The sequence below is a fragment of the Alkalinema sp. FACHB-956 genome, from assembly GCF_014697025.1.
Classification (GTDB): Bacteria; Cyanobacteriota; Cyanobacteriia; order Leptolyngbyales; family Leptolyngbyaceae; genus Alkalinema.
Window position 1 is genome coordinate 86,966 of the sequence record NZ_JACJRC010000020.1, and the last position, 15,971, is coordinate 102,936.

Genomic DNA, 15,971 nt, shown 5'->3' on the forward strand with positions numbered 1-15,971 from the left:
TTAACAATAATTCAAGAAATCACCAATCTTCTTAGAGTTTTTTAATAAAGCGTTACATATCCGACCACTCAATAATTTGTAACAAAAATGCCTCTCGCTGCATTGTATAAACAAATTCATATGGACTGAGTCTCTCAGTTTCGCAACAAAGCTTTACTTAAAACTCAACATTTTCTGTAGGAGACTGATTCAAATGTTAGACGCCTTTACTAAGGTTGTGACCCAAGCTGATGCTCAAGGGCAGTTGGTTAGCAATGCTCAGATTGATGCTTTGCTGGCAGTGGTGAAAGATGGTGCGAAGCGGACTGACGTTGTAAACCGGATTACCGGCAACTCTTCTACGATCGTGACCAATGCGGCTCGCGCACTGTTTGAAGAACAGCCCCAACTAATTGCTCCTGGCGGAAATGCTTACACCAACCGTCGGGTGTCTGCTTGTCTGCGCGATATGGAAATCATCCTGCGCTATGTGACCTACGCTGTTTACTTAGGAGATGCCAGCGTTCTGGACGATCGCTGCTTGAATGGTCTTCGGGAAACCTACGTGGCTTTGGGCGTACCTAGCAACTCCATGGCAAATAGCATTCTCAAGATGAAGGATGCTGCTATTGCCATTGCGAACGATCGTAACAACATCCAGCCTGGTGATTGCAGCTCTTTGATCGCTGAATTGTCAGGTTACTTCGATCGGGCAGCCGCAGCGGTTAGCTAGTTGGGAGCGGGGTATTTGCACCTCGTTTTTAGCCCAGAACGTCTGAGTTTTAATTCGTTCCGAATTTGGCTTTTCTAGCTGATTTTTCTCATATTGCTATCTAAAGCAATATTGCTAGGTAAAGCTTGGTTCCGTTAGACATTTTTCTAAGATCACGTAGGGAGATATCATTCCAATGAAAACGCAATTAACTGAAGCGGTTGCTGCTGCTGATTCCCAAGGTCGTTTCCTCGGCAACACAGAACTACAGGTTGCCTTCGGTCGTCTGCGCTTGGCCACGGCTGACCTAGAAGCTGCAAAGGCGATCGGCTCCAAGGCTGGTCAATTGGCAGAAGGCGCAGCCAATGCCGTTTACCAAAAATTCCCCTACACCACCACCATGGCAGGGAGCAACTACGCCTCCGATGCACGGGGTAAGGCTAAGTGCCTGCGCGACATCGGCTACTATGTGCGGATCATCCAATACTGCTTGATCGCCGGTGGCACTGGCCCCGCTGATGACTTCCTGTTGGCCGGGATTGCTGAAATGCACAGCCGCTTTGAATTGGTGCCCAGCTGGTACGTCGAAGCCCTCAAGTACATCAAAGCTAACCATGGTTTGAGCGGTGATCCTGCTCTGGAAGCGAACTCCTACATCGACTACATCATCAACGCACTGAGCTAATTGTGCACCTTGCCCGGAAAGGTAAGCAGATCTTCTTGCAAGTAGATAGATTTGTGGATCGTTCCGGGCAGCTTTTTTAGCCATCAAGTTAAAAATCTGTAAAACATCGTTCACTGATTTGGTTTGCTGATTATTTAGTTGATTGGGAGAAGTAACTATGGCTGGCTTACAAGAGGCGAGTCGGTTGGGGATCAAGCCCTTTGAAGAAGCGGCACCCACTGAATTGCGTGCAAATTCCACGCCCGATCAGATTCAAGGCGTGATTGCTGCGGCCTATCGGCAGGTGTTGGGCAATGAGTATTTGATGAAGAGCGAGCGGTTGACAGGGCCAGAATCTCTGTTCACCCGTGGCGTGATTAATGTGCGGGATTTTGTGCGGGCGATCGCGCAGTCAGAACTTTATCGGAAAAAGTTTTTATATCCCAATTTCCATGTCCGCTTCATTGAACTGAACTTCAAACATTTCCTGGGGCGGGCTCCCTACGATCAATCGGAAATTTCCTACCACTTGGATCTATTCATTTCCGAAGGATACGAAGCGGAGATTAACTCTTACTTAGATTCTGAAGAATATCAAGCCAGCTTTGGCGATAACATCGTTCCTTACCACCGCGATTTCCAAGTCGATCATCCGGGACAACGGGCGGTTGGTTTTGGTCGTTTGTTGCAGCTCTATCGCGGTTATGCCAACAGCGATCGGGCACAAGGCCAAACCCAACCCCGCTTAACCTGGGAAGTTGCCCGCAACCTAGCAACCCCCGTCACCGCTCCCGCCACCGCTGCCCTATCTGGGCCCGTGGGTGGACGTCGGGGCGATGTCTATCGGGTGCGCGTGGTGCGTGGGGCTTCGGCCAATGCTCCGGTGGTTCGGCGCTGCACCACAGAGTTTCTGGTGTCCTATGACCAACTGACCCCGAAATTGCAGCAGTTGAATCGCACGGGCAATAAGGTCGTTAGCGTCACTGCGGTTTAGAACTGTAGTTGAGAGAACTGCGGTTTAATCCGTCAGCAATAAATCCCCTGGCGATTCGCTATGGGGATTGTCGATTCATAACCAGTTATTGAAGGAGGATTTGAGGTGGCTATTACAACCGCAGCAGGTCGCCTAGGAACGTCGGCGTTTAGTAATGCCGCTCCGGTGGAACTGCGCCCCAATGCAACTCAGGCTAATATTGAAGCTGTTATTCTTGCCGTGTATCAACAGGTGTTGGGGAATCCTCACCTCCTGACCTCAGAACGGTTGGTTCTGCCCGAATCACTGTTGCGGGATGGCAAAATTACGGTGCAGGAGTTTGTTCGCCAAGTTGCCAAGTCGGGTTTGTATAAGGAAAAGTTTTTCCACAATAATTTCCAAAGCCGGACGATCGAGCTGAACTTCAAACACCTGTTGGGGCGGGCTCCCTACGATCAATCGGAAATCACGGAGCACTTGGATTGCTACCAATCTAAAGGATTTGATGCGGATATTGACTCCTACATTGACTCTCCAGAGTACCAAGCAAACTTTGGGGAAAACATTGTGCCCTACTATCGGGATCTGGTAACGACGGGCGTTGGCCAGCGGGCTGTGGGTTTACCCCGCCTGTTGCAACTGTACCGGGGCTATGCCAGCAGCGATCGGGCACAATTGACCGGTGGCGCACCCCGCTTGGTGAAGGAACTGGCTCGGAATACGGCATCTACCGTGGTGGCTCCGTCCGGTGGGGCTGGTGGATTTGCCTACTTACCAGCAGCTAAGGGCGATGCTTCCTTCAGTGCCTTTGGCGGTTCCAAGGCATTTGGTTCCGGACGGCTGTTCCGGGTGGAAGTTGCCGCCATCAGTGGCCCTGGCTATCCCAAGGTTCGTCGAGTCAACAAAGCTGTCATCATTCCTTATGAGGAGCTGACGCCCCACATGCAGCGCGTGCAGCGGCAAGGTGGAAAGATTGCTAGCATTACGCCGCTATAGTCGCCATTAGGATCTAACTGGATTCGTTACTTGATTCGTCAAGAAAGCCAATCCGCGTGGGAATGGAAGGCCAATACACTAGGGTAAGCCTATGGAGTTTTAAACCTGTAGATTTACGCTAGTGTTTTCTTATGGATACACTGCCCCGTGATTTCCCTTGCGATTTCCTCTGCGATTTCCCTGCGATTTCCCTTGCGATTCCCTGAGATCGGTCTATTGACGAGTTCCGGGAGTAGGGAGTGGCGATCAACAAGCGATCAACAAGCGATCAGCAGTGTTAGCGCCAGTGATTAGCGCCAGTGATTAGTACCAGTGATTAGCGCTGGTGGTTAATCTTCAAGGAATCTTTTCTCATCAAAGACTCAGTGTACACTTAGGCAAAACTCACCACGGTTCAATCGAGTCTTCAGCGTAACGCCCCATGATAGTGAGCATCCCCTCAAAACCGACTCAGGAGAGACGTTATGAAATGGTGTTCACTGCTGATCACGCTGGCCTTAGGTTCATCCACTTATTGGGCGACCCCCGCTCCAACCCTGGCATCTCCAGCCCAAGGGATGGCAGGACAGTCCATGGAGATGAACGCCAAACAGTCATTTTTTCACCACCCACCGCAACTGATTCGGACTGCGGCTTCACAAATCTCCACTTACACACCCTCTACCTACGAGTTTACGATCGCGCTGCCCGAAAATGCTGGACAACCGCTCAAAGCGGTGAAAATCACCCAAGAGCCTAACTTCGAAATCATCAAATTTGCCACCAACCGGAGTCAAGCCTTTGCTGGCAACCGCTACGCTGCTGGCCCCCAAATTGCCCTCGCGAGCATTGGGGGAATGGAAAATTCTGCCGATGGTGTGACGATCGTCTTTGATCAGCCGGTGCAACCCGGTCAAACGGTGACGATCGCGTTAGAAGCAAAATCCAATCCCAGTTGGAGCGGTATTTACTTGTTTGGTGTGACGGCTTACCCCGATGGTCAACCGAGCCTGGGGCAGTTCCTTGGCTATGGCCGTTTACATTTCTACGGGAATAGCTAATGGGGAATTCCAAGGGTTTCCCAGTTTGCTGATCACCGTGAATTGAGTCATTGTCCATCATTCAACGCTAATTGATAACGGCTAATTGGTGCCAGCGGCTATTCCAATGCTGGTCGGAGAGTGGTCTACCAGGTCAACACTCACTGCGCTGCATTTTTTTGAGAGTTCCGCCCTGAATACTAAAAGATGGGTCAATGACATTCATTGCTCTAGCCCCGTGGATGCAATCTAAGTTTCCCTAGCTGTCTATTATCAAATTTGTGCCGTTCACTTCATTTCTCATCATTCGGTCTTTCCGTTAGTGATTTTATCTCTAGGAGATTAGCATTATGCTTCGTATTTTAAGTTCTGGTGTTTTGACTTCTGGCATTCTGACTTCTGGTCTAATGGTAGTTACATTATCTGCTTTTGCGATCGCACCGGCTCAAGCCCAAACGCGCATTGATTACCAGCTTAGTATGCTCAATGTGCCGAGTTATTCCATGGGAAATAGTCAGCTTAATCCTGCGGATATTGCTTCTTTGGCCTATCAAGGCTTACTGAAGGATCAAGGGATTCCTAGCTATGCAGCACTGTCTAATGCCTACGCAGGAGGGTCGTTAACGGCAAAGGATGTGATCAATGCTGCGATCGCTGCGCAACGGATTTCGAGTGCTGCCCTGGAGGATTCAGCGTTTGTGAATGCGGTGGACTCTCAGTTGAGAACCCTTTTGCCGGATTAAGTTTGCCGGATTAAGCGGGTGTTGTAGAAATGGCGCGGTGATAGCGATTGTACCTGCTACCGCCGCGATCGCCTGAGGGACTCAAGGGACTCAGCCTAAAACTTAACGCTGCCTGCTGGACAGTTAAATGTCTCCACTGAGGAGATGGGAAATCCTGCAATGTAGGGTGGTTGGTTACTAGGCTGGGTCGTTTCACAAAATACCGTATCGGTCTGTCCCTGGGCATTGACAAAGGTCGTTCCGGCGTAACTTTTCAAGCCTGGGGCGTTGCCTTGCGCCACAAAGGTCACCTTACGCCCCTCCACGGAAATCGACGCGACACCGACGTTATAACTATTCGATCGAAATCGCGATCGAATTCCATATCTTTGAGCTTTAGGATTTTCAAGATATCGTCCAGAAGTTGAAATTTCTGATTCTACTAAGTTCCCAATCTGAATCATTAAATCTCGTCCTGTGTAATCTCGTTGCGATTGCGAATCGACTCCTGGTAACACAATTCTTATATTCGTCGGTAAGGTTTTCACATTGGGAACTTTTTGTAAAACTAGTGCATCCATCTGCCCAGAATTCTGTTCAGGTGTGCCTAGGGTGCCAATCAATTGCTGCCCGTCTGGCGTGAGGGTAAATAGAATATTGAGGTTGCGGCTGGCGGTAACAGAACTGGTAAACTGCATCTTCAGTTCCATGGGAATTTTGGAGGTGTCGAGCGTGTAGGGCACGACATACCCCAGGGGACGCCCTATACTTCCTGGCTGCGATCGAATCCAAATGGCTTTCTGATCCGGCTGGAAAAAGACTTCTCCCGTTTCCCGTGCGATCGACGATTCTACGCGCCAGAGGCCGATCAGCTTTTTATCCACCTGCATCAACATTTGGCAGCCTTTCATGGCCAATCCTGCAACGCCAAACAAACTAAGAATCTTGGATAGTACCTTCGGATTACGTAGCAGCAGGGGAATGCTAGCCAAAATAGCTAACCCGGCTTGAGTTACATATTCCTGAAAGCTTTTCTGTGGACTCGATCGCGGATTAGGACGTTGATTCATTGGACTGCTCAGGTAGTCCTGAAGTAGGGATTCTGATACGGTTGTAATCTAAGTGTGCCCAAAAGCGATCGTATCAACACAATATAGCTCAATGCAGCTCAGTGCATCTCAATATAGCTCAAGGCAGCTCAATATAGCTCAAGGCAGCTCAATATAGCTCATCAACAGGTCGGCCCTATTCCTGGATGCCAGTCTTTGAGAGATGATTTAATTCCTACATTCAGATTCAGCCTTAGAGAGGCGCTTAACCATCAATTAGCCCCTAGGATGAGATCACGTAAAGTGACTAGAAGATGTTCTACCGTGTAGGGTTTAGCTAAAAATACAGAAGCTCCACATGAGATCGCTTTCTGTTCGTTAGTTGTTAATCCACTCACTGCAATTAAAATGGCATTTGGATTGATTTTTCTGAGATTCTGCAAAGTTTGAAAACCATCTATCTTTGGCATCATCATATCGATGATGGTAGCTGTAATCTCCTTTTGACGTTGCTGATAAAGGTCGATCGCGGCAACACTATCTGTTGCAGTTAATGTTCTGTAATTGTGAGATTCTAGTATGATCTTTGTGGCGTATTGAACGGCAGCTTCATCATCGATAATGAGTACTAACTCACCTTTCCCAAGGGGCAGAGTTTCTGAATCAGTCGTTTGATGGAGGATCTCTGCCGTAGCTGGAAAATATACTTTAAACTGTGATCCGTGGTTCAGTTCACTGGATACTTCAACAAAGCCTCCATGTCTTTGCACGAGACTCGCTACGATGGAAAGCCCCAGTCCAGTGCCCTGACTCAGTTGTTTTGTAGTAAAAAACGGCTCAAAAATGTGCTCCATCAAGTCAGGCGAAATTCCATTTCCCGTATCGGTAATGGTAATGGCAACATAGTCGCCTTGGTGGGCATTGGGATGTATTGGGATGTTGTTTTTGGAAAGGGTACAATGTTCAGATGTCAGGGTGAGTATCCCTCCATTTGGCATTGCATCTCGGGCATTGATGCAAAGATTCATTAGAACTTGATGAATCTGGGAGGGATCTCCAGAAATTAAGGGTAGGGCTGTACTCGGCTGATGATAGTGAATCTCAATCGATTTTGGGAATGTTTGTTGGATAATTTTAATGATTTCTGCTAAGGTCGGTGAAATGTCTATAGACAAGCACTGTCCAGGAGAACCCTTGGCAAAAGTCAAAATCTGCTTGACAAAATCTGCTCCGCGCTTAGCGCTATCCACAATCACCTGCAACAGTTCCTGAGAGCGTTCCTGAACAGCATCAGGCTTCTGGATCAATAGTTGAGCGATCGCTAAAATGGGCGAAAAAATATTATTCAGATCATGGGCCATACCGCTTGCGAGCGTACCTAAACTTTCCATCCGTTGAATACGGTAGAATTGGGACTCTAATTGTTTTTTCTCGGTAATATCAGTATTGACCACCAAAATAGACTTCGGGGCTCCAGAGTCATCGGTCACTAGCGTCCAACGGCTAGCAACCATGATGGATTTGCCGGTTCGGGTCACTTGGGACAATTCGGCTTGCCACGCTCCTCGTTCTAAGGTTTCTTGGTAACCTGCTGCCAATTGAGCAGAGGACTCTTTGGAAAATAGCTCATCAGCTTGCTTCTTCATCACATCGGCAGCCCGCCAGCCATATAAGCGCTCTGCCCCTTTGTTCCAAAAAAGAATTTTTTGATTTAAATCTTGTAAAAAAATTGCATCAGTCGAGATATCAATGAGTGTAGCTTGTTCTCGAATCTTTTGTTCTGCCTGCTTTCGTTGATTAATTTCTTGTTGCAATCTTACATTCGCTTGAGATAGCTCACAAGTCCGCTCTTTAACTCGTTCTTCTAACTCATCATGAGCGAGTTTTAACTGTCGTTCCATCTGTTTGCGAAAGGTGATATCGTGGAACGACCACAGCAGTGCATCCTGATGTCCAGATTGCCCCTTAAGATGGGTAACTGAAACTGCCACCGATTTCGTTTTACCCTTACGTATATTGAGTAATAATTCCCAGTTTTCCCAGTGCTCGAGATTAGCAAGTTGGGTCTGGAAGCGATCGCGATCGGATTCGTGGATCAAGACCCTCAAAGGTTTGCTAATTAAATATTCCTGAGGAACTGAGAATAAGCTGGCAGCAGCCCGATTAGCTTGATGAATCTTACCTTGTCGATCGGTTACCAGATAGCCATCTGGAGCCAGTTCAAATAACGTTTGGTATCGTTGACGCTCTACCTCGACAGTCTGCCGAGTGGCTAAGAGTTCCTGATTTTGATGACATAATTCTTCTTGGGAGGCTTGCAATTCTTCTAAAACGAAATACAGTTCTTTCAAAGTTGCTGCCATCAGGTCTGGTTGCACTGGCAATTCCGTTGCACAATCTCGCAACTGCAACGCTCGTTGATACACCGCCTCTATCTGTAATGAGAGATCCATAGTGCTGCCATCCTCAGTCCCGAGAATGAATGGGCCTGATATCTTTAATTGTGACTTAAAAACAATGGAAAAACTTAAAAAAATAGGAATTAATCATTACAATTTAGAAGATTCGTATAATTGCTAGCAGTGGATGGTCAATTATTGTCCTGATACCAAATTGATTTATCAATGCTACAGATCCGATCCCCCCTAGCCCCCCTTAAAAAGGGGGGAATTTAGTCAAATTCTTTCAAAGTCCCCCTTTTTAAGGGGGATTTAGGGGGATCGTCATGGGTTGCAATCACAGGTTGATTTGGTATGAGACTTGAATCAGGGGCTGCTAGTTCATGAAGATGATAGCCGGTGAGATGGCGATCGCCCTTTTTCTAGACCAGTGGAGATGTGACTATTCCTCAGGATATTATCCCCTCAGGTCAGTTGGGCTTTAGGCTCGGACGATCGCTGATATCCTCAATTGCTAATAGAATTAACTGACTGCCTGCTAATTGCGGCATTTTGCGGGCATTGAGCAGCATTATTTTGTGCCCAATGTGTTCAAAATAATGTTCAACGGCAAAATTTTGGATCTGACTGTTCTGGTGTAATACATCCCCAAGTAGCGATCGTAGCTGCGGAATATTCCATTGACCATTACCCAGATCAAAGATGAAGCATTGCTCAGTTTCGCTGGGAGTTACCTCGAAGGTTTCATAAAACGTTTGATTCGCTGTGATTACCTGTAAATCAGTATTCAGCACCAAAAGGGCTTCCCGTACCGTCTGAACGATCGCTTCTGCATAATCGCGGGCTTCCCGCAACTGCTCTGTACTCTGCTTAAGGGTATCAATATCGACTAGCACGACTACTGCACCATCAATCCGATTGTCGAGGGTTCGGTAGGGACGAATGCGCAGATCATACCAATGTCCTGTGAGATCTTGGACTTCTTGGCTATGTAGATTCAGGGTGTTAATCACATCCAGGATCTGCTGCTCTAAATTGACAATACTTAGGTTGTGTTTAATATCACTCAGAGGCCGCCCAATATCTGTTGGGATGAGATTGAAAAGGGATGCAGCTGTGGCTGTAAAGCGACGAATTCGCAGATCGCTTTCCAGCATCAAGAGTGGAATATTAATACTACCTAGCAAATTTTGTAAATCGTTACTCACTTGGGTCGTTTCAGCATTGCGGCGGTATAGCTCGTCGTTAATCGTACTTAATTCTTCATTGGTTGCTTGAATCTCCTCTTTAGCCGTTTGTAGTTCTTCGTTTGTGCTTTGCAATTCTTCATTGCTCGACAAAATCTCTTCATTGGCGGCTCTGAGATCTTGATTGGTGGATTGCTGTTCCTCAATAATCGATTGGAGATAGGCTTTAGTCGTACTGAGTTCCTGCTGAAGCCTTTGAATTTCCTGTTGTTCACTGCTGGGTTGTTGCCCCTTGGACTGCGACCGCTGAGTCATGGGCAAGGTGATCTCCGACGCTGGCAACGCGGGCAAGTCCTCAAATAATATGAGAAAGCAATCTTCGCTAGCAGGGTTAGGCTGGAAGGGAATGACATCAATCCGAATCTGGCGAGTCCTAACGGACCAGTCCGTTTGGGTATGAACCGTTTCTCGGAGGGTAATGCCTTCTTTCCTTACGGTGTGTCTGTCCTGTTTTGCCTGGTGGATTGCGGTTCGCAGTTCCAGGCGCAATCCCTCTTTGACCATGGTAAGTAGGTTGAGGCTGGCACGGCCTGGGGAGGGTTCTAGATAGGCTCCTGTTTGTCCCCGGAATTGCAAAATCTCTAATTGAGCATTAATGACTACCCCCACTGGAGCATATTGCTGCAAAACAATCTGATCTGCTGCTTGGGACAGTTCTAACTCATTCCGACTTGCTTCAGCGACGATCGGGGAAGGCAGGTTCATTTCTACTGGATATCCACTCGCGATGAGGTCTAGATTTAATCGTAGTGGGGCAGGCCGTTTTGCGTAGATCTTGTATTTTCGATCGATCAAGGTGAATAAATCAGGTGATTCGCCAATGGTTTCGGAGGTGCCCAAGAACAAAAAGCCTGTTGGCATCAAACCGTAATGAAACATGGACAAAACTTTCTTTTGTAAGGAAGTCCCAAAATAAATGAAGACATTCCGACAACTAATCAAGTCCAGTCGGGAAAACGGTGGATCACTAATCAGGTTTTGGCGAGCAAAGATACATAGCTCTCGCACGGATTTATTGATTTGATACCCCTCCTCACTGCGCGTAAAAAAGCGCTGGAGGCGATCGGGCGAGATGTCCGTGACCTGATTGTGTTGATAAAAGCCGAGGCGAGCTTTATCGATCGCCAATTCGCTCACATCGGTGGCAAAAATCTGAATGGGGGGTTTGCGTGGCTGATTGGCTAAAAACTCCAGTAGACAGATGGCGATTGAGTAGGCTTCTTCGCCCGTTGAGCAACCCGCGACCCAAACGCGAATGGGTAAATCCGGTGAGCGATCGTGCAGGAGGGCCGGAAAAACTTTTTCAGTGAGGGCTGCAAAGGCTTCGGCATCCCGAAAAAAGCTGGTGACATTAATTAAAATTTCCTGATATAACGCTTGTACCTCCGCCGGGTTTTCCTGGAGATAGCACACGTAGTCGTTGAACTGTTCTAACCGATACAGCGCCATGCGCCGGAAAATCCGCCGTTTAATGGTGGTGTGTTTGTAGTGGGTAAAATCCACCCGTGTCGCTGCTCGCAGTAGGCTGAAAATGGCGGAAAGAGCATCCTTGCCATCCAACTCGGCAGTTGGGCCTGTGGGGATTGGACTGGTTACGTAAGGATGACGGCTAATATGAGCCAACTTTTGGGCGATTTCTATGGGAGGTAGAATAAAGTCTACATGTCCTGTTGCGATCGCTGTATTCGGCATACTGCTGACTTGGGCTGAGTCTTCCGATTGGGCAAAGGTAATCCCTCCTGCTGCCTTAATGGCTTCGAGTCCCCGTGATCCATCGGCATCTCCCCCCGACAAAATGACGCCAATGGCTTTTGCACCCCGATCGTTTGCTAAAGAACAGAAAAAAGTATCAATACTCATACTGACTTTGCGAGTTTTCTCGCGGGGCCTCAGGTGGAGAACTCCTTGGTCGATCGTCATTGTGGTATTGGGCGGGATCACGTAGACATGGTTAGGGGCTACGGTCATGCCTTCTTGAACTTCGCAGACGGGCATCTGGGTTGTTCTAGACAGAATTTCAGTTAAAAGACTTTTCTGGTTGGGATCTAAGTGCTGGACAAGGACAAAGGCCATGCCCGTGTCGATCGGTAAGTGACTGAGTAGCTGAGTAAATGCTTCTAATCCACCTGCCGATGCCCCAATACCGACGATCGGAAAGAGTTCGCTCGGAGGATTGGGGGGTTGACTCGTCGAACACTGAACGGGTGTCGAAGATTTGGAGCTGGCTGGCTTAGCCTTGGGAGACCGCTTTGGATTCACTCGGTTGGTAGACAGGGAAAGTGTGGACGTAATGGGGTCGGTTTGTGGACTGGCGATGGCTGATCGATCAGCGGCGGGCGTTGTTGAGAATGGGGCTGCTCTCGATCAGCAGATCCGCCAAACTTTAACCGATTGCACAGACTAATCGATCGTCCAACACCCTAGAATCGCCTACTTCTTTAGCCTACCTTAAGGATCGAGCAAACGGCCTCTTCCAAGCAACTATCGGCGACTCAGTTTTGCGAAAATTTTTATGAGTGACCTAATGGCCTTGGCGGTGAGATAGCCTGGGTGGTGAGGATAGAAGGTGCGTGGGTCATTAAATTTTGACGGCACCCGGGGGACATTGGAATTCCTCCTTCTTTGTAATGGTGGGCATGGCTGGGGCTATCTGGGAAGCGCGATAGCTTTGACAAATGCCTGCTAGCCAGCGCTGTTCTTGATTCACCTGAATTGCAAAAATACCCGTGGTGAAACTCTTGAGGCCCGATCGTTTAGCGGTAGCCGTCATGCGCAATTGCTGACGATCGTAGGGGGAAGGTTGAATTTGATAGCGATAATTGGGAGTTTCGGCGGGCAGGTGTAACGTCTGCACCTCCAGGGCAAAGGTCTCCTGCTGCAAGATGTAGAACAGTTGCTCGATCGTCAGTTTCCGCAGATGGGCCACGCCTTCCAAGTCTGCGGCGATCGGGGCGATCGGGGCCGATTCTGGGGGCACTTGGGTTAACCAATGGGCCTGGGGACTGAACTGGCGGGGGCGGGTGGGGGCTAACTGCCAACGCAGCGTTGGGGGACTGGATGCGGAAGGGGCCGGTTGGAATTCTGCAATCCCAAGCAGCCCAGCGTTGGGGGTGTTGGGCTTGGAAATATCGAGGTGAACGGGGGTTGGGCTGTCATTGACTTCGTAATGGAGCAACGTCCCCGTAAATTGGCCCTTGACCACACTGACCATGGCTAAGCGGCCCGCTGGCTGAAAACTCACCAGGATGTCTGCGACGGTTCCCTGGGGCCGACCTTGCCAACGACCCAGGAGTTGTTGGGTAAAGGAAGCGCTGGGGGCGGGTGGGGAGGGGCTGGTAGTGGCGCTGGGAGCGGGAGTAAGGGGTGGGTGGGTTGCAGGGTGGGTGGGTAGGGTGGTTGGCTTGAGGATGGGGTTGATTGCCTGGACGGGTTGCACGGTGGGGAGGCTGATGCCCGAGCCCAGGAGCAGCCCAAGGGCTAGCGATCTCCCTAACCTCCGGGCAATGTTCCAATCGTTAAAGCTCATCACATCCCTTTTCCCACATCCAACAAATTTCTTTATAGAATACACGGCAGTTGCAAGGTTGCGTTATCGATGTCCAATAGACGCGGATTCCCCAGGCTGACGCCCGATCGCTCAAGCTCCGATCGCCCAAGCTCCGATTTCCCATCGGCGGGTCATCCGTCGCCCCCTCATGCTTTTTCCCAGCATCTAGCCGCAATTCTGGATAATCAGTCGATCGCGGCGGTTTTATTTTTGGCTCCGGCGCTGCTGCTGTTGGGACTGTTTGTGTTGTATCCGATCGGCTATTTGGTCTATCTCAGTTTTACCCAAGGCAGTTTTACGCGGGTGGGGGTGCATTGGGTGGGGCTGCGTAACTACCTGCGGCTTTTCGCGAGTCCGGACTTTTGGCAGGTGTTGGGCAATACGCTGTACTTTACTGGGGCGACGGTGGTGCCGAGTATTGCGTTGCCCTTGGGTTTGGCAGTTTGGCTCGATCGATCGCCCTTGCAAGGATTGCTGCGCACGGCCTACTTTATTCCGTCGATTACGTCGATCGTGGCGGCGGGGTTAGGGTTTCGCTGGCTGTTTCAGACGGATGGCCCGATCAATGGGCTGCTGGGTTTCCTGGGGATTGCCCCGATTAGTTGGCTGGCGAGTCCGACTTGGGCAATGCCGGTGCTGATTTTGGTAAGTCTTTGGAAGCAGTTGGGGTTCAATATGGTGGTTTTTCTGGCGGGGTTGCAAACGATTCCCGTCAGTCGCTACGAGGCGGCGGAACTGGATGGGGCCAATGACTGGCAACAGTTTTGGCATATTACGTTACCGGGGTTACAACCGACGCTCGTGTTCACAACGATTACAACGGCGATTTTTACCCTGCGCAGTTTTGAACAGGTTTATGTGATGACGGGCGGTGGGCCAGTGAATTCGACCAATTTACTGGTGTATTACATCTATGAACAAGCGTTTGCGCAATTTGATTTTGGCTTTGCGGCTGCGGCTGCGACCTTTCTGTTAGCGATCGCGCTTGTCTTGGTCTATCTCCAGTTACGCTTCAACCAAAATGGTGATTAACTCAGAACTTTGCAACTGGCTTTTTCAGGATGCTTGATTCTAAGAACACTCCCAGGACTCAGCTATCCTAATCAGAGTTCAGTCCGCTTCAGATCCTGACTCCTTCAACATACAAGCACATATGTTAGCTAGATTGCCCTGACCCACCAATAGCAAAAGGTGTGAGCGGTACATCGAGAAGTTCAGGAAGGTTAGAAGAACCAACTACCTCGTCACAAAATGGATTGGGAAAACACTCTATCTTGCCATTGAACATTGTTGCAACTCCAGTGATGTTTCTTCTTGCGCTTTCTTCCGTTACAAAAATTCCAGGTTTGTCAATATATAAATGCCGTCGAGAGTCAAATCCAAGTTGAAAGAGTAACTTCTGTTGATCTCCTTGCAATCTATCCGTGACAACTTTAGGGTAAATTACTCGCTGCGGACCAAATTCGTCGGGTTTGAGCCAATCTATAAACATTGTAGAACCGTATAAAGCTTGATATACCGCATCATGAAGCTCAATAGAACCCAAGTCAAGAAAGACTAGGAAGGGTTGTGCTAAATAATCTTTCTGCCAAGATTCGCGTTTAGAAGATTTCTTCCGAACTGCCTCTTCAATCTGCTGGACATATTTTTCACTGGGAACCAACGTTGGAGATGTAGCATAGGAGGAAATTCTCCCCCATCCTGGTTCTGTTGATTCTACAGAAATTTTTTCATCCTTTAGATAAAACGTATAAGGTAGTTCATTTCGAGCAAGAGATTTTAGATGCTGTTCCAATTCCTTTACAAAATCTTCGAACATGTTCTCTTTCTCTGATCGCTCAGAGAAATCCACAGCTAGTTTAGAAAGACCTTCAGAATAGACAATAGATAAAGCAAAATCTCGTTCTTTAAGTAAGGGAGTTAGTTTTTGGTAAAGTAAGAAGTTAATATCATCCCCGAATTTTCTCATAACTTCGACCCATATCTTTAAATCTCCACGACTTATAGATAGGTCTGGTGGTTTTCCAGATTTGAACCTCCTATCTTTATCCAGTAATAGTTCTACTTCAAAATTCCTTTTCGCTAATTCTTTAGCTACTCTAAGTTCGGAAAGTGTTGGAAGTAATTTGCTTGTTGAGCCTATTTCAGCAAGTTTTTCCTGAATACCGTGAATAGGAAGCTCATTTACATCAATAAGTGCATCATAATAGTTAATCCAGGTGTAAATGTGGACTTTAAAGTTGTCTGCAAACCAGTCTCGAAAATTTCGGTTCTTAGCAAAAGCCCATCTGAGGAGATTAATTTCGTCATTGGTGAGTTTAGAAGACACAAATACTTATTCTGCTAATGGGTATTTAATCTACCTAACGGCCCTGTTCAGCGGCAGCAAACAACTTTTATATTATACTAAGATTCGTAAATCGTCCGATGCGACAGGATTGTTAGACCAGCGCGACTAAGATAGCTCCTTGATTGTCACTACGCCACCTGGAGTTCCTTGAATGTTCAACTCATAGCCCTCAAGTAGAGCCATTCCATACGGTGGACCCCAAAAACTGGACAGGTAGTTAAGCTCTGAAAACTCAAACTGTGATAGGAGTATTTCATGGGCAATAAACGCAAACAATACAGCGCCGACTTCAAAGCCAAAGTAGCCTTAGCGGC

General features: G+C 48.1%; 12 protein-coding genes. 7 read left to right on the top strand and 5 right to left on the bottom strand.

From position 1 onward, the window contains the following. The first annotated feature begins 193 nt into the window (after window positions 1-193). The 6 genes from H6G21_RS18800 (at window position 194) to H6G21_RS18825 (ending at window position 5,086) form a co-directional block, all read left to right on the top strand. On the top strand, window positions 194-712 hold the full coding sequence (locus H6G21_RS18800; RefSeq protein ID WP_190574943.1) for a phycocyanin subunit beta: 519 nt from the start codon (window positions 194-196) through the stop codon (window positions 710-712). A 175-nt stretch (window positions 713-887) separates the two neighbouring features. Further along, a complete protein-coding gene (locus H6G21_RS18805; RefSeq protein WP_190574944.1) occupies window positions 888-1,376 on the top strand; it encodes a phycocyanin subunit alpha in 489 nt (162 codons plus the stop codon). Window positions 1,377-1,533: 157 nt separating this feature from the next. Continuing rightward, window positions 1,534-2,349 carry a phycobilisome linker polypeptide gene (locus H6G21_RS18810; RefSeq protein WP_190574945.1) on the top strand — a complete coding sequence of 272 codons (816 nt, stop codon included), beginning with the start codon at window positions 1,534-1,536 and terminating at the stop codon, window positions 2,347-2,349. A 105-nt stretch (window positions 2,350-2,454) separates the two neighbouring features. Beyond that, a complete protein-coding gene (locus H6G21_RS18815; RefSeq protein WP_190574946.1) occupies window positions 2,455-3,324 on the top strand; it encodes a phycobilisome rod-core linker polypeptide in 870 nt (289 codons plus the stop codon). 464 nt (window positions 3,325-3,788) lie between these two features. Then, window positions 3,789-4,364, top strand: a complete 576-nt coding sequence (locus H6G21_RS18820; protein WP_190574947.1) for a DUF2808 domain-containing protein — start codon at window positions 3,789-3,791, stop codon at window positions 4,362-4,364. A 329-nt stretch (window positions 4,365-4,693) separates the two neighbouring features. Beyond that, complete coding sequence (locus H6G21_RS18825; RefSeq protein ID WP_190574948.1) at window positions 4,694-5,086, top strand: hypothetical protein; 393 nt, start codon at window positions 4,694-4,696, stop codon at window positions 5,084-5,086. A 95-nt stretch (window positions 5,087-5,181) separates the two neighbouring features. Here H6G21_RS18825 and H6G21_RS18830 read toward each other — a convergent pair whose 3' ends face one another. The 4 genes from H6G21_RS18830 to H6G21_RS18845 form a co-directional block, all read right to left on the bottom strand. Further along, a complete protein-coding gene (locus H6G21_RS18830) occupies window positions 5,182-6,135 on the bottom strand; it encodes a type IV pilin-like G/H family protein (RefSeq protein WP_190574949.1) in 954 nt (317 codons plus the stop codon). 251 nt (window positions 6,136-6,386) lie between these two features. After that, entirely contained in the window at window positions 6,387-8,567 is a 2,181-nt protein-coding gene (locus tag H6G21_RS18835) for a PAS domain S-box protein (RefSeq protein ID WP_190574950.1), read from the bottom strand. A gap of 416 nt (window positions 8,568-8,983) precedes the next feature. After that, entirely contained in the window at window positions 8,984-12,019 is a 3,036-nt protein-coding gene (locus H6G21_RS18840; protein ID WP_190574951.1) for a chemotaxis protein CheB, read from the bottom strand. Between the two features lie 319 nt (window positions 12,020-12,338). After that, a complete protein-coding gene (locus tag H6G21_RS18845) occupies window positions 12,339-13,286 on the bottom strand; it encodes a type IV pilin-like G/H family protein (protein ID WP_190574952.1) in 948 nt (315 codons plus the stop codon). Between the two features lie 69 nt (window positions 13,287-13,355). Between H6G21_RS18845 and H6G21_RS18850 the strand changes: the two genes are divergently transcribed. After that, window positions 13,356-14,339 carry a sugar ABC transporter permease gene (locus H6G21_RS18850; RefSeq protein WP_190574953.1) on the top strand — a complete coding sequence of 328 codons (984 nt, stop codon included), beginning with the start codon at window positions 13,356-13,358 and terminating at the stop codon, window positions 14,337-14,339. Between the two features lie 124 nt (window positions 14,340-14,463). Here H6G21_RS18850 and H6G21_RS18855 read toward each other — a convergent pair whose 3' ends face one another. Beyond that, on the bottom strand, window positions 14,464-15,636 hold the full coding sequence (locus tag H6G21_RS18855) for a hypothetical protein (RefSeq protein WP_190574954.1): 1,173 nt from the start codon (window positions 15,634-15,636) through the stop codon (window positions 14,464-14,466). Window positions 15,637-15,971: the final 335 nt, after the last annotated feature.